Here is a 16,973-nt window from a genome sequence, read left to right as displayed (position 1 = left end):
CTTCAGCGCTTGCCTGCCGTGCCCTGCCCGGCAGCATACGGCGCCTGCGGCGGACGCCAGTCGGCGATGCCGTCGAAGGACCGCAGGAACAGCGCGGGCCCGACCGCCGACAGACCCGTGATGAGTGTGTTGCGTACGGCCATCAGGGCGCGGTTGGGCGTCATGTTGAGCCGGGCCACCCTGACGGCCTGCCGCGCGACGGCCGTCGTACGGGGCAGGCGCGCGGCGGTGTAGGCGGGCAGGTCCTCGCAGTGGTGGGCGAGGACGACGGCGTCCTCCATGGCCTGGTTGCCGCCCTGCCCGAGGGTCGGCGGCATGGCGTGCGCGGCGTCGCCGAGCAGGGCCACGCGGCCGCGGTGGTAGGCGGGCAGTGGCCGCGCGATGTGGTGGACGTCGTGCCGCAGGACGTCCTCGGGCCGGGCGGCGGCGAGGATCGCCGGGATGGGGTCGTGCCAGTCGCCGTAGCGGCGCAGCAGTTCGGCCCGCTCGTCGGGGGCGCGCTCGCCGGCCGGGGCGAGGGCGGCGGCGTAGGCGTAGACCCGGCCGTCCTTGAGCGGGTGGCTGCCCCAGATGCGGCCGCGCCCCCAGCTCTCGTGCGAGGCGAACTCCGCGCCGGGCACCGGGATCATGACGCGCCAGGTGGTGAAGCCCGAGTAGACGGTGCCGGGGTGCTCCGGGAACAGGGTGCCGCGCACGGCGGAGCGGATGCCGTCGGCGGCGACCACCAGGTCGGCTTCCCACTCCCCCTCGGGCGTGGCCACGCGCGCGGGGGAGCCGGCGTCACCGGGGTCTATGACGGTCGCGGCGAGGGCCGTACGGACCGCGTCCGGCGGCAGTTGCGCGGCCAGGCGCTCGACGAGCGTGGCGCGGGGCAGCAGGACGAGCGGTCCTCCGAACCGCTCGGCCGCCGCCTCGGCGTCGGTCCGCGACAGCCAGCGCCCGCCGGGGGTGCGCAGCCCGCCGTCGCCCTGCCAGGCGGCGAGGTCGCGGATCTCGTCGCCGAGCCCGATGACGTCCAGCGCGCGCAGGGAGTTGGGGGCGAGCGAGACGGCCGCCCCCACCGGCTCCAGCGAAGGGGCCCGCTCCAGGACGGTGACCTCCCGTCCGGCTCGGTGCAGGGCCGCCGCCGCGGTCAGTCCTCCGATGCCGCCGCCGATGACCACGACACGTCGTATGCCCGCCATGACTCCTCCTGAGACCCGATGACTACACCTGTAGTGAGGCTCGTCAGGGTCGACTGTACTACGGATGTAGTTCGGCGGGCCGACTCCCGGTAGGTTGATCTCCATGTCCGCACGCACCACGGGCCCCGCCCGCGCCGACCTCGTCGCCGACGCCGCTCTCGCCCTCCTCGCCGAGCGCGGGATGCGCGGGCTCACCCACCGGGCGGTCGACGAGACCGCCGCCCTCCCCCAGGGCTCGACCTCCAACCTGGCCCGCACCCGGCAGGCCCTGCTGGAACTGGCGGTGCGCCGGCTCGCCGAACGCGAGGCCCGGGTCCTCGCCCTGGACGAGCTGCCGGACCCCCGCGGCGGCCTCGACTCACTGGTGGACGGGCTCGCCCTCGCGACCCACCGCGCCCTGACCCGGAATCGCCAACTGACCCTCGCCCGCTACGAACTCGCCCTGGAGGCCACCCGCCGCCCCGAGCTGCGCGCCCACTTCGACGCCACGGGCGCCGTGTTCCGCGACCAGTTGAAGGCCCTGGTCATCGCCATGGGGTCGACCTCACCGGACCGGCATGTCCTGTCGCTGGTCGCCTGGGCGGACGGGCTGATGTTCTCCTGCGTGGCGGGGTCGTTCAACGCCGAACTCCCCTGCCTGGACGACGTACGGGCCGGGCTGCGCGAACTGCTCCACGGCATGCTCGGCCGCAATGCCCTGGAAGAGCCGGGCCCCGGTGGGCGACCATGAGGACATGACCAACGACCGCACCATGCCTGCCTCGAACGCCGGTGAACGGGACATGCTCGAGGGCTGGCTGGAGTTCCACCGGCAGACCCTCGCCCGCAAATGCCAGGGCCTGACCGACGAGCAGTTGCGCACGGCCGCCGTCGAACCGTCCGAGCTGACCCTGATGGGGCTCGTACGGCACATGGCCGAGGTGGAACGGATCTGGTTCCGCAAGGTGCTGACCGACGACTCCCCCGGGCCGATCTGGTTCAGCGACGAGGACCCGGACGGCGAGTTCCACCTCACCGGCGCCGACACCTGGGACGAGGCCCGCACCACCTGGCAGTCCGAGATCGCGATCGCGCGCGACAACGCCGCCGGCGTCGGCCTCGACGACCTCTCCAAGGGCCGCACCCGGCACGGCGACTCCCCCAGCCTGCGCTGGATCTACACCCACATGATCGAGGAGTACGCCCGGCACAACGGCCACGCCGACCTGCTGCGCGAGCGCCTCGACGGCGTCACCGGATACTGACGTCACGTCACCCCAGAAGCGCCCACACCCTTCGTACGGGGCCGGAGATCACCCGTGCGGGGCATCCTGCGCCTGTCCGTCGTCCCGGAAGCGGGCGGAGCCAGCAGAGTTGCGCGGGTGCATCGAACGACGACCACCGCAACGCTCCTGGTCACCGTGGCCGTCTCGGCCCTCGCGGGCTGTGTGACGGTCCAGCGTCCACCGGCGTCCGGCCCGCCGGTGGCACCGACCCAGCCGTCGGTGCCCCGCCCGGACGGCCACACCGAGCCCCAGATCGTGCAGGCCCCGGCGCTCGAGGCCCTGGAGCTGGCCGGCCGCCGGCCCTCGACACCGCCCCGGTCGTCCACGCCGCCCACCCCCTCGCCGGAGATCCCGGCGCCGCGGCACGCCCCCGCCGAGCCCCCACCGGCTCCCCGTGCCGAGCACCCGGGCCGTCCCCACCCGCATCCGCACCCCGAGAAGACCCGCCACGCCCGACCGCACGTGCCCCCGGTGGACCTCCCGGACGTCTCGGAGTCGGTCCGCAGGAACTCCGACGTCTGCGCGCTCGGCAAGAAATACGGCGGCTGGCGGGCGGACAGCCCGGAGGCGCGGGCGTGCGAGCGGGCGTACGGGAGGTGAGGGGTGCCCGTGAATACTGCTACGGCCGCTGCCGCGGCGGCCCCCAGCTCTCCCCGCCGGGCCCGCCGCCCTCCTCGCGCAGCCTCAGCTCCAGGCGGCCGATGGCAGCGCGGACCCCGTCCCCGTAGCCGTCGTCGGCCAGGGACTCCGCCGCGAGGCGGGCTCGGGCCAGGTGGGTGCGGGCGGCGTCAGGGCGGGCGAGTTTGACGTAGTCCGCGGCGAGGTTGAGGTGGAGCGACGGGTAGAGGGCCCGCACGGCGGGCGCGCCCTCGTGCGAGGCGAGGCGGTCGTCCGTGAGTTCCTCCGCCGCCGTGAGCGCCCGCAGGTCCCAGGCCAGCTCCGCGTCGGGGTCGTCCTGGGTGTCGGCCATGTAGTGGGCCAGCGTGCACCGGTGCAGCGGGTCGCCCTCCTCGCCGATCTCGGCCCACAGGGTGAGGAACCGGTCGCGGGCCTCTTCACGGTCGCCCGCGTGATGCAGCATCACGACCTGCCCGATCCGTGTCATCACGGCATCCGGCGCCGCCTGTTCCTGTCGCTCCACCATCAGGCCCTCCGCACCTTCCCGACGCCGACGCCCCGAACGCGCCGAAGGCGCCGAACACCCCAGACCCCCGAACGCTAACCGCCCCACCCCCCGATCCCGGCCAGGCGGGCCCGTACGACACGGCGACACCGACGGCACGCGCCGCCGCCGACCGCAGGCGACGGGCAGGCACGCGCCGCCCCCGCCGACGCGGGCGACACGCGCGAGCCGGCCGCACCCGCCGAGGGCCGCCGCAGGCGCCGACAGACGCCGACCGCACCCACCGACGGCCGCCCGGGCGACAGGCGGGGCACAGCGGACACCGACCGCACCCGCCACCGACCGTCACGGAAAACCGGGGGAGCACGACCGCACCCACCGACGACCGCCGCAGGCAACAGGCGGGGACGGCGGAGACCGACCGCACCAGCCGACAGCCGCCGGAGACACAGGCAGGCACCGGCCGCACCCACCGACGGCCATCCCGGCGACAGGCGAGGCACAGCGGACACCAACCGCACCCGCCACCGACCGTCACGGACAACACGCGAACACCGGCCGCACCAGCCGACGACCGCCGCAAGGCGGGCACAGCGGACACGGGCCGTACCAGCCGACGGCCACAGACACAGGCAGGCGCTGGCCGCACCCACCAACGCCCGCCCGGGCGCCAGACGGGCACGGCGGACACCGACCGCACCAGCCGACGACCGCCGCAGGCGACAGGCAGGCACGGCGGACACCCACCGCACCCGCCACCGACCGTCACGGGCGACATGCGGACCCCGGCCGCGCCCGCCATCGGCCGCCGCAGGCACACGCGGACCCCGGCCGCCCCCGGCGACAGGCGGCCGTACGACGCCGGCCCGGCCCGGCGGAGGACCGGTCCGGCCAAGACCGGGCCGGGTGCCGGGGCCGCCGGTCAGGCCCCCAGGTTCGGGATGCTCCAGTCGATCGGCGTGTGACCCTGCGCCGCCACGGCCTCGTTGATCTGCGTGAAGGGGTGGGAGCCGAAGAACTTCTTCGCGGACAGCGGCGAGGGGTGGGCGCCCTTCACCACGACATGCCGGCTCTCGTCGATGAGCGGCAGTTTCTTCTGCGCGTAGTTGCCCCACAGCACGAACACCGCCGGGTCGGGCCGGTCGGCCACCGCGCGGATGACCGCGTCGGTGAACTTCTCCCAGCCCTTGCCCTTGTGCGAGTTGGCCTCACCCGCGCGGACGGTGAGCACCGCGTTGAGCAGCAGGACGCCCTGGCGGGCCCACGGCATCAGATAGCCGTTGTCCGGGACCGGCAGGCCCAGCTCCTGCTGCATCTCCTTGTAGATGTTGCGCAGGGAGGGCGGGGTCTTCACGCCCGGCCGCACCGAGAAGCACAGGCCGTGCCCCTGCCCCTCGCCGTGGTAGGGGTCCTGGCCGAGGACGAGGACCTTCACCTGGTCGAACGGCGTCGCGTCCAGCGCGGCGAAGACCTCCTCGCGCGGCGGGTAGACGGGACCCTTCGCCCGCTCCTCCTCGACGAACTCCATCAGCTCCTTGAAGTAGGGCTGCTGCAGTTCGTCACCCAGAACCCCGCGCCAGGACTCGGGCAGCATGGCGATGTCGGTCACGTCAACTTCCTTACGATGTGCGGTCGGTTCGGTTCCAGCACTCAGAACCTACAGCCGCCCACTGACAACGCCGCCGGTACCGCCCGCCAAGGCCCCGCTACCAGCTGGTCTTGCGGTGCAGCTCCCACATCATCATGATCGTGGAGGGGTCCAGGGCCTGCGCCCCGCCGGAGATCTCCTCGCTCGCGGCGACGTACTGCCTTCCCTGCCACAGCGGCAGCAGCCGGACGTCGTCGACGAGGATCTCCTGAGCCTGCTCGAAGTCCCGCACCACCCGTCCGCGGTCGCTCTCGCGGCGCGAGCGCGGCAGCAGGACGCCGGTGATCTCGGGCGCCGGGTAGGGCGTGCCGAGGGCGTTGTCCTTGCCGACGAACGGCGCGACGAAGTTGTCCGGGTCGGGGAAGTCGGGGAACCAGCCACGGCCGAACACCGGGTACTCGCCGCTCTGGTAGCCCTCGACGTACGTCTTCCAGGGCCGGCTCTTCAGCGTGATCTCGAACAGCCCGGAGGCGTCCAGCTGCCGCTTGAGCTCCTTGAACATCACGGCGGTCTCGGAGCCGTAGCGGTCGGTGGTGTACCAGAACTCGAGCGGCACCGGCGCGTCGATCCCCGCGTCCGTGAGGAGCTTGCGGGCCTTGTCGGTGTCGGGGTCGCCGAAGCTGTCGAAGAAGCCGGTGGTGTGGCCGGTGAGGCCGGTGGGGACCATGGAGTACAGCGGGTCCACCGTGTCCTTGTAGATCTTGTGCGCGATGGCCGGCCGGTCGACGATCTGGGCGACGGCCTTGCGCACGGCCGCCTTGCCCGCCCACGGGTCGCTGGGGTTGAACACCAGGTAGCTGATGTCGGTGCCGGTGCCCTCGACGAGCTGGAGGTCCTCGTCGGCGTCCTTGCTCTGCAGCTCGACGATGTCGTCGGCGGCGAGACCTCGGTACGTGACGTCGATGCTCTTGTCGCGCAGGGCCTGGACCATGGCGGCCGAGTCCTGGAAGTAGCGGATCGTCACGGCGTCGTTCTGCCGCTCGGCGGTGCCCTTGTAGGTGTCGTTGCGGACCAGTTCGGCCTTGTCGTTCTCGGTGTACGACTCCAGCGTGTAGGGGCCGGAGCCGTCGATGCGGCCGTCGTCCTCGCGCAGCTTGTCGGCCGGGTAGTCGTCGGGGTCGACGATCGACAGGGCCGGGGTGGCCAGCACGAACGGGAAGGTGGCGTCGGCCGTCTTGAGGTGGAAGACCACCTCGCGGTCGCCGCGGGTCTCGACCCGGTCGAGGCTGCCGAGCAGTCCGGCGGGGCCGGTGGGCGCCTTGATCTTCAGGATGCGGTCGACGGAGTGCTTGACGGCCTCGGCGTCCAGCCTGCCGCCGTCGGAGAACTGCAGTCCGTCACGCAGTTCGCAGCGGTACGTGCGGTTGGTGGTGTCCGTGAAGGCGCACTCCTTGGCCGCGTCCGGCTGCGGCGTGGTGGCGCCGTCGGGGTAGCTCAGCAGGGTCTGGTAGACGTTGCGGAACAGCTCCCAGGAGCCGTCCCAGGAAGCGGCCGGATCCAACGTGCTGGGGGCGCTGGTGGTCCCCACCACGATCGGTCCCTGGTCCGAGTCGCCGCCGTCCGAGAACAGACTGCATCCGGTCACCAGGGATATGGACGCGATCGCTGCGATATTCCGCAGGCATCGGTTCCGGTTGAACACGCGCACGCTCCTCGATCTGCCATACCAAGGGTCGGCAGACCCTATCGCAGCGCGGGTTCCGGATGGAGGGCCCGTTCGGCGGCAACTTGATCACTTCCGCTGTGACTACGTTGTCATGGCCCTGTGAGCTGGCTCTACGACGACAAAGGCGCCGTTTCCGTCAACCGGAATCCGTCACAGGTGACGGGCCGGAGGGAAACGGCGCCCGGGTCGCTCACGCCTCGCGGGCGGTCAGCGGCTCACGCGACACCGGCGTTGAGGAAGAGTCCGCCGTCCACCACGAGCGTCTGGCCGGTGACCCAGTCGGACTGGTCGGAGGTGAGGAACGCGGCCGCGCCGCCGATGTCCGAGGGCACGCCGAGCCGGGCCAGCGGGTACGCCGCGGCGGCCTCCTCCTCGCGGCCCTCGTACAGCGCCTGGGCGAACTTGGTCTTCACCACGGCCGGGGCGATGGCGTTGACCCGTACCTTCGGCGCGAACTCGTGCGCGAGCTGGATGGTCAGGTTGACCATCGCGGCCTTGCTCATGCCGTAGGCGCCGATGAAGGGCGAGGGCGCGAGGCCCGCGACGGAGGCGATGTTGACGATCGCGCCTCCGTTGTCCTTCTGCCAGGCGTGCCAGGTGCGCTGGGCGAAGCCGAGCGCCGAGATGACGTTGGTCTCGAACACCTTGCGCGCGACGTTGAGGTCGAGGTCGGCGATCGGGCCGAACACCGGGTTGGTGCCGGCGTTGTTGACCAGGTGGTCGACGCGGCCGAAGGCCTCCATCGTGCGCTCGACGGCGGCGGCCTGGTGGGCCTCGTCGTGGGCCTTGCCGGCGACACCGATGACGCGGTCGGCGCCGAGCTTCTCGACGGCCTCCTTCAGCGCGTCCTCGTTGCGGCCGGTGATGCAGACGCGGTCGCCGCGGGCGACGAGGGCCTCGGCGACGCCGTAGCCGATGCCGCGGCTGGCGCCCGTGACCAGGGCGACCTTGCCGGAGAGGGGGGGCAGTTCAGTCATGTCAGTGTCCCTGATCGCTAGTCGAGCGGTCCGCCGGCGACGTACAGCACCTGGCCGGAGACGAAGCCGGCCGCCTCGCCGGTGAAGAAGGCGACGGCGTTGGCGATGTCCTCGGCCTCGCCGACCCGCTGCACGGGGATCACCGAGGCGGCGGCGGCCTTGAAGTCCTCGAAGCCCATGCCGACGCGCTCGGCGGTGGCGGCGGTCATGTCGGTGGCGATGAAGCCGGGGGCGACGGCGTTGGCGGTGATGCCGAACTTGCCGAGTTCCTTGGCGAGGGTCTTGGTGAAGCCCTGCAGACCGGCCTTGGCGGCGGAGTAGTTGGCCTGGCCGCGGTTGCCGAGCGCGGAGGACGAGGAGAGGTTGACGATCCGGCCGAAGCCCGCGTCGACCATGTGCTTCTGCACGCCCCGGCTCATCAGGAACGAGCCCTTGAGGTGCACGTTCATGACGGTGTCCCAGTCGGAGACGCTCATCTTGAACAGCAGGTTGTCGCGGAGCACACCCGCGTTGTTGACGAGGATCGTGGGCGCGCCGAGCTCTTCCACGACGCGCGCGATGGCCGCCTCGACCTGAGCCTCGTCGGAGACATCGGCCCCGACCGCGATGGCCCGGCCACCCGCCGCGGTGATCTTCTCCACGGTGTCCTTGCAGGCGGCCTCGTCGAGGTCGATCACGGCGACCGCACGACCCTCGGCCGCGAGCCGCACCGCAGTGGCGGCACCGATACCCCGCGCGGCCCCGGTGACTACTGCGACCCGCTGTTCAGTGGTGGACATTGCTGGATCTCCTCGCCCTTGAGAGTACGTGACATGCGGTGAGCGACCGCTTAGTACCTTCAGCAGACGAGACGCTAGAAGCGATGACACCCCGTGTCAACGCCACACGGCCCCATGTGATCCATTACCCGCAACGAGCACGGCCGGAAAGACGACGAAACGGCGGGGCGGCCGCCGACGGCGACCAACCACAGAAAGAGAGCCCAGCCACCCGGCCGACTCCGACGGGCGGCGCGCGGGCGGGCGAAGGCCGCGAAGCGGCGAAACGGCGGGGCAGCCGCCGACGGCGAGCAACCACAGAAAGAGAGCCAGCCACCCAGCCGACTCCGACGGGCGGTGCGCGGGTGGGCGAAGGCCAGGAAGCGGCGAAACGGCGGGGGGAGCCCGTCAGCGGACCAGGAGGTCCAGGAGGCGTTCCGTCTCGCTCGCGGCGTCCGTGGTGAGGCCGGTATGGATCGGCCCGGGCTGGACGATCGTGGAGCGCGGGGCCACCAGCCACCGAAAGCGCCGCCCGGCATCGTCACCCGCGGCCTGCCCCGCCCCCGCCCCACCCCCGCAGACGGCCTCCACGGCACGCAGTGCAGCCCGCACGCCCGCCACGTCCGCCGCCGAGTCGAGGGCGAGGAGCCGCGCCTCGTCGAGATGCGTGCGGGCACCGACGTAGGCCTGGGCGCGGCAGTACACCAGCACGCCGGCGTTGATGCACTCGCCCCGTTCGATGCGCGGTACGACCCGCAGCACGGCGTACTCGAAGACGTCCTGGTCCCCGCCCTGCCCGGCCCGGGTGATGTGGCGCTCGGTCATATGACCGGCCACGTTGATACGGCCGTTGCTCACTTGATCCCCTCGATACGTTCGTGGACGACGGCCGCCCGGGCGACGAGCGGCTCCGCGTAGGCCCGCCGCAGCGCGTCGGCGGAGTCGAACCCGGGCTCGTCCGCGAGCCACACCTCGGGGATCTCGGCGGTGACCTCGGCGAGCAGTTCCTCGGTGACCCGCGGTGCCAGCTCGGCCGCGGCCCCGGCCACATCGGGCGCGAACCCGGCGAGGGCATGGTCGGAGGCGTCGTAGGGCCGGTCGGCGGACTTCTGCGCGCCGGGCCAGTTGTGGTGCCAGATCATCGTGGCGCCATGGTCGATGAGCCACAGCTCGCCCTGCCACATCAGCAGGTTGGGATTGCGCCAGGAACGGTCGACGTTGTTGACCAGCGCGTCGAACCACACGATCCGCCCGGCCTCCTCGGGCCCCACGGTGAAGGCGAGCGGGTCGAAGCCGAGGGCGCCGGAGAGGAACTCCATGCCGAGGTTGGTGCCGCCGCTGGACCTCAGCAGGTCCTGGACCTGCTGCTCGGGCTCGCCGAGTCCGAGGACGGGGTCCAGCTCGACGGTCACCAGGCCGGGCATCCGGAAGCCCAGCCGGCGGGCCAGCTCACCGACGACGACCTCGGCGACGAGCGTCTTGCGCCCCTGACTGGCCCCGGTGAACTTCAGGACGTACGTCCCCCGGTCGTCGGCCTCGACCAGCCCCGGCAGCGAGCCGCCCTCACGCAGCGGCGTGATGAACCGGGTCGCTTCGACTTCCTTCAGCATCGCCCCAGGTTACCGGGGCGTTCACGCCCGCCGGGACGCGGCCCGTCGCCCGGAGCGGTACGTTCGGGTGACGACACGCGTGGCGGCTGAACGACGGCACCGCGCGGGCCGTAACCCTTGACGAGCCAGTGACGTCAGGCGAAGGGAACGGCAGCATGACCAGCGAATCGGTTCGGCCCACGACGGGTCCGGCCCGGCGTACCGTCATCGCGGCGGCCGGCGCGGCGGGCCTCGCCGTCGCACTGACCGCGTGCGGGGACGACCAGGACAAGGCGAAGGCGGTCGGCAGCGCCGGCACCGTGCTCGGCAAGACCTCGGAGGTCCCCGAGGGCGGCGGCAAGGTGTTCGGCGACGCGGGCGTGGTGGTCACCCAGCCGACGGCCGGTGACTTCAAGGCGTTCTCCGCCAAGTGCACCCACCAGGGCTGCGCCGTGAAGGACATCGCGAACGACACCATCACCTGCCCCTGTCACGGCAGCGAGTTCTCGGCGACGGACGGCAGCGTCAAGAAGGGCCCGGCGACCCAGCCGCTGCCCACCGAGCAGATCACGGTGAAGGGCGACACCATCACGCTCGCCTGAACATCAGCTCGCGCGCGGCCGTCCGAGGCAGTCCAGCACCTCGTCCGTGGTGGCGAGGGTGGCCACCAGGGCGAGGGTGTGCCGGATCATCGCGGCAGTGTAGTCGGCGGGCACCCCGGCGATCGCGTCGGTGGGCACGACGGCGGTGTAGCCGAGGTTCACCGCGTCGAACACCGCGTTCGGGATCGCCACGTTGGCGGAGACCCCGCTGACGATCAGGGTCCGGCAGCCGAGGTTGCGCAGCAGCGCGTCGACCTCGGTGCCCTGCACGGGCGACAGTCCGTGCAGCCGTCGTACGACGAGGTCCTCCTCGGCGACCTCGATCGGCGGGGCGACCCGCACCGCGGCGGAACCGGCCAACTGCCGTACGGGCAGCCGCTCGGCGGCACGGAAGAGCCGTGCGTTGCGGCCGGCCCCGCGCCCGTCGGGGCGGCGTTCGGCGACGGCGTGGATCACCTGCACGCCGCTCTTCCGGGCCGCGGCCACCAGCCGGGCGACCCGGGCGAGGGCGCCCGATTCCCGTGCGGCGCGGGCGAGTTCGGGCAGGGCGGCGTCCGGTCCGACGACCCCCTGCTGGCACTCGACGGTCAGCAGCACGGTCGCCGCGGGGTCCAGGATCTCGCGCAGTGCGTCGTACGACGGCATGCCTCTCCCCCTTGTCGGCGGCGGGCCCGCCGGGCGAGGGTAGCGACCGTTGCGTTCACGTGGAAGACGCAGCATGCTCTTTGCCTGACAGACCGTCAGCCATGGAGGGGACGACCGCATGACCGCCACCACCCAGCGCCGGGGCCGGAAGATCATGATGACGCCCGCCGAGCTGGACGCCTTCCTCGCCGTCGAGCGCACCTGCCGCGTGGCGACCGTCTCCGCCGACGGCACCCCGCACGTCAGCCCGCTGTGGTTCGCCTGGGACGGCAAGGCGCTGTGGCTGTACTCGATCACCCGCAGCAAGCGGTGGGCCGATCTGCGCCGCGACGGACGCGTGGCGGTCGTGGTGGACGCCGGGCACGACTACGACGAGCTGCGCGGCGTGGAGCTGTCCGGCGGCGTCGAGGTCGTGGGCGAGGTGCCGCGCACGGGTGATCCGTACCCCGAACTCGACGCCGTGGAGCGGGCGTTCGCACGCAAGTACTTCGGCATCGACGAGCTCCCGCACGACGGCCGGCACGCCTGGCTGCGGCTCGCACCCGAGACGGTCAGGTCGTGGGACTTCCGGAAGCTGACGTCCCTGTAACGGACGCGGCGGAATCCGGCACCCCGGCAGCCGCATCAGCCCCAACAGCCCCAACAGGGGCACCCACCCGCTCCCCGGCCGCGCGCAGCGCCCGTACCGCCGCCCGGATCGACGGCCGCCGGTCGGCGTCCGCGCGCCACACGACGTACACATGCCGTCGTACCCGCTGCCGCAGCGGCACCGTCACGACGCCCTCGGGCATCGGATGGCGGCCGAGCAGCGGAGCGATGCACACCCCGAGCCCCGCCGCGACCAGCCCGAGCTGGGTGTGGGTCTCGCCCGCGCGGTGGCCGACGATCGGCTCGACGCCCCGCGAGCGCAGCGTGAACAGCAGCCACTCGTGGCAGAACTCGCCCTCGCCCCAGGTGATCCACTCGTCCTCGGCGAACTCCCCGAGGTCCACCTCGTCCCGGTCCGCGAGCCGGTGCCCGGCCGGCATCGCCACATCGGCCGGGTCGTCCAGGATCGGCGCCTTGACCAGGCCGTCGGGCAGCGGCATCGGCTTGTTGTACCAGTCGAGGACCACGGCGAGGTCCAGGTCGCCGCGCACGACGGCCCGGATGCCGTCCTCCGGCTCCAGCTCGCAGGAGCGGATGCGCAGGGCCGGATGCTCGGCGCGCAGCGCGGACAGCGCGGCCGGGAACAGCCCGCGCGCGGCCGTCGGGAACGCCGACAGCCTCAGCTCGCCGGCGACCTGCCCGCGCTGCGCCTCCAGGTCGGACTGGGCGAGCTGCACCTGCGACAGGATCCGGGCGGCGTGCTCGGCGAGCAGCCGCCCCGCGTCCGTGAGCCGCACGCCCCGCCCGTGCTTGGCCAGCAGCTGCTGCCCGACCTCCCGCTCCAGCTTGGCCATCTGCTGCGAGACGGCGGACGTGGTGATGTGCAGACCCTCGGCGGCACCACTCACCGAGCCGTGCCGGGCGAGGGCGTCGAGGGTGCGGAGGCGCTCCAGGTTCAACATGTAAGCGATGCTACGAGATAACGCTCGCGAAATCTCGATTGTGCTACGAGATGCTCGTGCGGCAGGCTGCCCCCATGAGCTCCGCCGGGACCACGACCCCTCCGCCCCGCCCCCGCCTCGACTGGCGCCTGCGCTTCGCCGCGCTGTCGCTGATCTGGGGCTTCAGCTTCCTGCTCATCAAGGTGGGCACCGACGGCTACGCGCCCTTCCAGGTCACGCTGGGCCGTCTGGTCTTCGGTACGGCGGTACTGGCGGCGGCGATGGCGGTCAGGCGGGAGCGGCTGCCGCGCGGCGCCCGGACGTGGGCGCATCTGGCGGTGGCGGCGTTCCTGCTGAACGCGCTGCCGTTCTCGCTGTTCGCCTACTCCGAGCTGACGATCCCCTCCACCCTGGCCGGCATCTGCAACGCGACCTCGCCGCTGTGGGGCATGGCCCTGTCGCTGGTCGCCCTCTCCGAGGACCGGCCGACGCGGCTGCGGGTGGCGGGGCTCGGCATCGGCTTCCTCGGCGTGCTGACGGTCCTCGGGGCGTGGCAGGGCTTCGCGGGCCTGGACGCCAAGGGCACCGCGATGGCGCTGCTGGCCTCCCTCAGCTACCCCATCGGCTGGATCTACGTCCGTCGCACCCTGGCGGGGTCCACGCACTCGAACCTGTCCCTGACCGGCGCCCAGTTGCTGCTGGCCACGCTGCAACTGGCCGTCGTCACCCCGCTGTTCACCTCGCTGCCGACGCGCTTCGCGCCCGGCCCCCTGCTGGCGATCGCCGCGCTCGGCGCGCTCGGCACCGGTCTCGCGGTCCTCGTCCAGTACGGCCTGGTCGCCGAAGTCGGCCCGACGACGGCCCAGATGGTCACCTACTTCATCCCCGTGATCGCCACGGCCGCCGGTGTGGCTCTTCTCGGCGAGTCGCTGACGTGGTCGACGCCGGTGGGCGCGCTGATCGTCCTGGCGGGCGCCGCGCTCACCCAGGCCCGCCCGAGGCCACGGAGGCGGACACCGACGGAGGCGGCCACCGCACCGCGCGAGCGGGTGCCCTCCTAGGGCCTGTCGTTTGGATCATGCCGGCGTCGCGGGGTCTGGCACGCGCATCTGCGGCGTTGTCGTCGGTTGCCGACTCCCCCACGCTCGAATCGAGCTCGCGCGGGGGGACCCCCATCGCGTCGACGCCCTCCTCCGCCTTGCAGCTGCACGCACCAGACCCCGCTCGACCCGGCCAGGACGCGGAAGTCTCTCGCAGCCGGCCTGATCCAAACGACAGGCCCTAGACGTACCGCCGCCCCGGCACCGGCCCCACCGCGGCGGCGATCGCGTCCGCCAGCGGCACCATGTCGGCCTCGGTCAGGGACGACACAGTGACCCGGATCCCCGGCGGCGACTTCATCCGGAAGCGGGCGCCGGGGGCCACGGCCCAGCCGGCGTGCAGCAGGCGGGCGACCGCGCCGGTCTCGTCCGGCACCGGGATCCACACGTTCATGCCGCTGCGCCCGTGTCCCGTGATCCCGCGGTCGGCGAGCGCCCCGACGAGGGCGTCCCGGCGTCGCCCGTACGCCGCCGCGACCTCGCTCGCGTCGACCGCGCCGTCGGCCCACAGCCGTACGACCGCGCGCTGGGTGATGCGGCTGATCCAGCCGGGCCCGAGCCGCTGGCGCCCGCGGACCCGGCCGAGGGTGACCTCGTCGCCGGTGAGCACGGCGAGCCGCAGATCGGGGCCGTAGGCCTTGGCGGCGGAGCGCACGAAGGCCCAGTGCCGGGTGGCCCCGGCCAGCGGGTGCACGGGGAGGTCCACGATCCGGTGGCCGTGGTCGTCCTCGATCAGCAGGGTCTCCGGGTGCTCGCGCAGCACCGCGCGCAGGGCACGCGCGCGCGTGGCGCCGACCGCGGCGCCGGTGGGGTTCTGCGCCCGGCAGGTGACGATCAGAGCGCGCGCCCCGGCCTCCAGGGCGGCACGGACGTCGTCGACGAGCGGGCCGTCGTCGTCCAGGCCGACCGGGTGGACGCGCAGACCGAGGGCCGGGACGAGGTCGAGGACGCTGCCCCAGCCGGGGTCCTCCACCGCGACGGTGTCCCCGGGCTTGAGGTGGGCGGCCAGGACCCGCTCGATGCCGTCCAGCGCCCCCGAGGTGACGGCCACCGGCCCGTCCGGCACCCCGTCGGCGTCCAGGTCGGCCCGCGCGAGGCGGGCCAGCTCCGGCTCGATCTCCGCGTCGCCGTAGAGGACCGGCTCCCGGTCGCCGTACGCGGCGGCCTCGGCGAAGGCGGGGGCGAGCCGGGGCAGCAGCGCCGGGTCCGGGTTGCCGTTCGCCACGTCGCGCACGCCCTCCGGCACCTCGACGCGGATGTACTCGCGCCCGCTCGTGGCGGGCTTCGGCCGCACCCTGCTGCCGCGGCGGCCATGGGTCTCGATGACCCCGCGCTCGCGCAGGACGCGGTAGGCGGCCGCGACGGTGTTGGGATTCACCCCGAGCCGCTCGGCCAACTCGCGCATGGGCGGCAGCAGTTGGCCCGGCTGCAGCTCACCGGCGGTCACCGCCTGCTCGACGCTGGCGGAAATCTCTGCTGCACCACGGCCCTTGATCGGATATTCTCCTAGCACAAAGCCAATTATGCACTAGTGCAATGGAGAGCGCCATGCAGGGGACCCAGCAGCCGACGGCACCCGCCACCTACACGCCGACCGACCGCACGGTCCCCACACGCTCCGCCGACCGGGCCGCCTACGACAAGGAGCTCGTGCACGCGATACTCGACGAGGGCTACGTCTGCCACCTCGGCTTCGTCCGCGACGGCGCCCCGGTGGTGCTGCCCACGCTGTACGGCCGGGTCGGCGAGCGGCTCTACGTCCACGGCTCGACGGGCTCGCGCCCGCTGCGGATGACCGGACAGGCCGACCCGGGCCTGCCGGTGTGCCTGACGGTGACCCATGTCGACGCGCTGATCCTGGCCCGCTCGGCCTTCCACCACTCGATCAACTACCGCTCGGTGGTGGTGCACGGCATCGCCCACGACGTGACCGACCCCGAGGAGAAGCGCGCCGCGCTCGACGCCCTCGTCGACCATGTCGTCCCGGGGCGGGCCGCCGACTCCCGCCCCGCCAACAAGAAGGAGCTGGCCGCCACCGCGGTCATCCGCCTGGACCTGAACGAGGTCTCCGCCAAGCTGCGCACCGGCGGTGTGAACGACGAGCCCGAGGACTACGCCCTCCCGCACTGGGCCGGCGTCGTCCCGCTGCGCAAGGGCTACGACGCCCCGCTCCCGGACGACAAGCTGGCCGAGGGCACCGAACTCCCGGACTACCTCGCGTCGGTGCTGTGATGCTGATCCACCCCTGGGACGCGCCCCACGACGACACCGAGTGGCAGCGGTGGCTCGCCGTGCACGACTTCGGCCAGCTCGTCGTCAACGGCCTGCCCGGCGAGCCGCCCTTCGCCCAGCCACTGCACTTCGCGTACGACGCCCGGCGCGGCGACATCGCGACCCACCTGGCCCGCCCCAACCCGCTCTGGGACGCCCTGGAGGCGAACCCGGACGTCGTGCTCAGCGTGGTCGACGACTACGTCTACGTCCCCGGCCCCTGGCAGGCCGCCCCGGGCGACCCGCCCGAGCACGGCACGCCGACCAGCCTCTACGCGGCCGTCCAGCTGCGCTGCCGGGCCCACGTCGTCGACGACCCCGCCGAGAAGGCCGAGCTGCTGAACCGGCAGGTCGGCCACTTCCAGCCGGAGGGCGGCTCGGCCCGTGTGGCCGTGGGTGAGATCCCGTACGGGCGCATGCTGCCCGGCATCCGGGGGCTGCGGCTGGAGGTGACGGGCGTACGGGCGAAGTTCAAGTACGCCGGGAGCAAGAAGCCGGAGGTCCAGGACCGCATCGCGGACCGGCTCGCGGATCGCGCCGGACCCCGGGACGCTGCCGCGCGCGGGCATCTGCTGCGCAGGCGTCAGGCGTGACCTGCGGCAGGGCGGGCCCACAC

The 16,973-nt window shown here is 72.9% G+C and carries 19 protein-coding genes; 8 read left to right on the top strand and 11 right to left on the bottom strand.

Features of this window, described 5'->3' with window-relative positions:
• Positions 1-2: 2 nt before the first annotated feature.
• The gene (locus RKD23_RS32055; protein WP_424856855.1) at positions 3-1,289 is read right to left on the bottom strand and encodes an FAD-dependent monooxygenase; all 1,287 of its coding nucleotides are present in this window, start codon (positions 1,287-1,289) and stop codon (positions 3-5) included.
• On the opposite strand from RKD23_RS32055, the gene RKD23_RS32050 reads away from it, so the two are divergent.
• The 3 genes from RKD23_RS32050 (at position 1,288) to RKD23_RS32040 (ending at position 3,049) form a co-directional block, all read left to right on the top strand.
• Positions 1,288-1,914, top strand: coding sequence for a TetR/AcrR family transcriptional regulator (locus tag RKD23_RS32050; protein ID WP_424856854.1), 627 nt, complete (start codon positions 1,288-1,290; stop codon positions 1,912-1,914). The two genes, RKD23_RS32055 and RKD23_RS32050, sit on opposite strands and share 2 nt — an antisense overlap.
• A 4-nt stretch (positions 1,915-1,918) precedes the next feature.
• The gene (locus RKD23_RS32045) at positions 1,919-2,428 is read left to right on the top strand and encodes a DinB family protein (RefSeq protein ID WP_424856853.1); all 510 of its coding nucleotides are present in this window, start codon (positions 1,919-1,921) and stop codon (positions 2,426-2,428) included.
• Between the two features lie 117 nt (positions 2,429-2,545).
• Positions 2,546-3,049, top strand: a complete 504-nt coding sequence (locus RKD23_RS32040) for a hypothetical protein (protein WP_424856852.1) — start codon at positions 2,546-2,548, stop codon at positions 3,047-3,049.
• Between the two features lie 19 nt (positions 3,050-3,068).
• On the opposite strand, the gene RKD23_RS32035 is transcribed toward RKD23_RS32040, so the two are convergent.
• The 7 genes from RKD23_RS32035 to RKD23_RS32005 all read right to left on the bottom strand — a co-directional run bounded on the left by RKD23_RS32035 (position 3,069) and on the right by RKD23_RS32005 (position 10,231).
• The gene (locus RKD23_RS32035) at positions 3,069-3,593 is read right to left on the bottom strand and encodes a hypothetical protein (protein ID WP_424856851.1); all 525 of its coding nucleotides are present in this window, start codon (positions 3,591-3,593) and stop codon (positions 3,069-3,071) included.
• Positions 3,594-4,494: 901 nt separating this feature from the next.
• Positions 4,495-5,181 carry a uracil-DNA glycosylase gene (ung, locus tag RKD23_RS32030; protein ID WP_424856850.1) on the bottom strand — a complete coding sequence of 229 codons (687 nt, stop codon included), beginning with the start codon at positions 5,179-5,181 and terminating at the stop codon, positions 4,495-4,497.
• A gap of 97 nt (positions 5,182-5,278) precedes the next feature.
• The gene (locus tag RKD23_RS32025; RefSeq protein WP_424856849.1) at positions 5,279-6,862 is read right to left on the bottom strand and encodes an ABC transporter substrate-binding protein; all 1,584 of its coding nucleotides are present in this window, start codon (positions 6,860-6,862) and stop codon (positions 5,279-5,281) included.
• A 239-nt stretch (positions 6,863-7,101) separates the two neighbouring features.
• Entirely contained in the window at positions 7,102-7,863 is a 762-nt protein-coding gene (locus tag RKD23_RS32020; protein ID WP_424856848.1) for an SDR family oxidoreductase, read from the bottom strand.
• Positions 7,864-7,880: 17 nt separating this feature from the next.
• Entirely contained in the window at positions 7,881-8,642 is a 762-nt protein-coding gene (fabG, locus tag RKD23_RS32015) for a 3-oxoacyl-ACP reductase FabG (protein WP_424856847.1), read from the bottom strand.
• 387 nt (positions 8,643-9,029) lie between these two features.
• Positions 9,030-9,446, bottom strand: a complete 417-nt coding sequence (locus RKD23_RS32010; RefSeq protein ID WP_424858382.1) for a DUF3037 domain-containing protein — start codon at positions 9,444-9,446, stop codon at positions 9,030-9,032.
• A 29-nt stretch (positions 9,447-9,475) separates the two neighbouring features.
• A complete protein-coding gene (locus RKD23_RS32005) occupies positions 9,476-10,231 on the bottom strand; it encodes a HipA family kinase (protein WP_424856846.1) in 756 nt (251 codons plus the stop codon).
• Positions 10,232-10,386: 155 nt separating this feature from the next.
• Here RKD23_RS32005 and RKD23_RS32000 point away from each other — a divergent pair, with 155 nt between their 5' ends.
• Complete coding sequence (locus RKD23_RS32000) at positions 10,387-10,812, top strand: Rieske (2Fe-2S) protein (protein WP_424856845.1); 426 nt, start codon at positions 10,387-10,389, stop codon at positions 10,810-10,812.
• Between the two features lie 3 nt (positions 10,813-10,815).
• Here the strand turns inward: RKD23_RS32000 and RKD23_RS31995 are convergent, their stop codons facing one another.
• Positions 10,816-11,457, bottom strand: a complete 642-nt coding sequence (locus RKD23_RS31995; protein ID WP_424856844.1) for an isochorismatase family protein — start codon at positions 11,455-11,457, stop codon at positions 10,816-10,818.
• Positions 11,458-11,575: 118 nt separating this feature from the next.
• Between RKD23_RS31995 and RKD23_RS31990 the strand changes: the two genes are divergently transcribed.
• A complete protein-coding gene (locus RKD23_RS31990; protein WP_424856843.1) occupies positions 11,576-12,046 on the top strand; it encodes a pyridoxamine 5'-phosphate oxidase family protein in 471 nt (156 codons plus the stop codon).
• Here RKD23_RS31990 and RKD23_RS31985 read toward each other — a convergent pair.
• The gene (locus tag RKD23_RS31985) at positions 12,009-13,007 is read right to left on the bottom strand and encodes a LysR family transcriptional regulator (RefSeq protein WP_424856842.1); all 999 of its coding nucleotides are present in this window, start codon (positions 13,005-13,007) and stop codon (positions 12,009-12,011) included. The two genes, RKD23_RS31990 and RKD23_RS31985, sit on opposite strands and share 38 nt — an antisense overlap.
• A 50-nt stretch (positions 13,008-13,057) precedes the next feature.
• On the opposite strand from RKD23_RS31985, the gene RKD23_RS31980 reads away from it, so the two are divergent.
• The gene (locus RKD23_RS31980; RefSeq protein WP_424856841.1) at positions 13,058-14,047 is read left to right on the top strand and encodes a DMT family transporter; all 990 of its coding nucleotides are present in this window, start codon (positions 13,058-13,060) and stop codon (positions 14,045-14,047) included.
• A gap of 220 nt (positions 14,048-14,267) precedes the next feature.
• On the opposite strand, the gene RKD23_RS31975 is transcribed toward RKD23_RS31980, so the two are convergent.
• On the bottom strand, positions 14,268-15,599 hold the full coding sequence (locus tag RKD23_RS31975; RefSeq protein ID WP_424856840.1) for an aminotransferase class I/II-fold pyridoxal phosphate-dependent enzyme: 1,332 nt from the start codon (positions 15,597-15,599) through the stop codon (positions 14,268-14,270).
• Between the two features lie 35 nt (positions 15,600-15,634).
• On the opposite strand from RKD23_RS31975, the gene RKD23_RS31970 reads away from it, so the two are divergent.
• Together RKD23_RS31970 and RKD23_RS31965 are read left to right on the top strand one after the other, a co-directional pair.
• Positions 15,635-16,318 carry a pyridoxamine 5'-phosphate oxidase family protein gene (locus tag RKD23_RS31970; RefSeq protein WP_424856839.1) on the top strand — a complete coding sequence of 228 codons (684 nt, stop codon included), beginning with the start codon at positions 15,635-15,637 and terminating at the stop codon, positions 16,316-16,318.
• Positions 16,318-16,950, top strand: coding sequence for an FMN-binding negative transcriptional regulator (locus tag RKD23_RS31965; protein ID WP_424856838.1), 633 nt, complete (start codon positions 16,318-16,320; stop codon positions 16,948-16,950). Before RKD23_RS31970 ends, RKD23_RS31965 begins: the two co-directional genes overlap by 1 nt.
• Positions 16,951-16,973: the final 23 nt, after the last annotated feature.

Origin of the sequence: Streptomyces sp. SAI-170, from assembly GCF_049739565.1 — a bacterium.
Taxonomy (GTDB): Bacteria; Actinomycetota; Actinomycetes; order Streptomycetales; family Streptomycetaceae; genus Streptomyces.
Note: the sequence above shows the minus strand (reverse complement) of the source record. Positions and strands in the feature narration are given on the sequence as shown.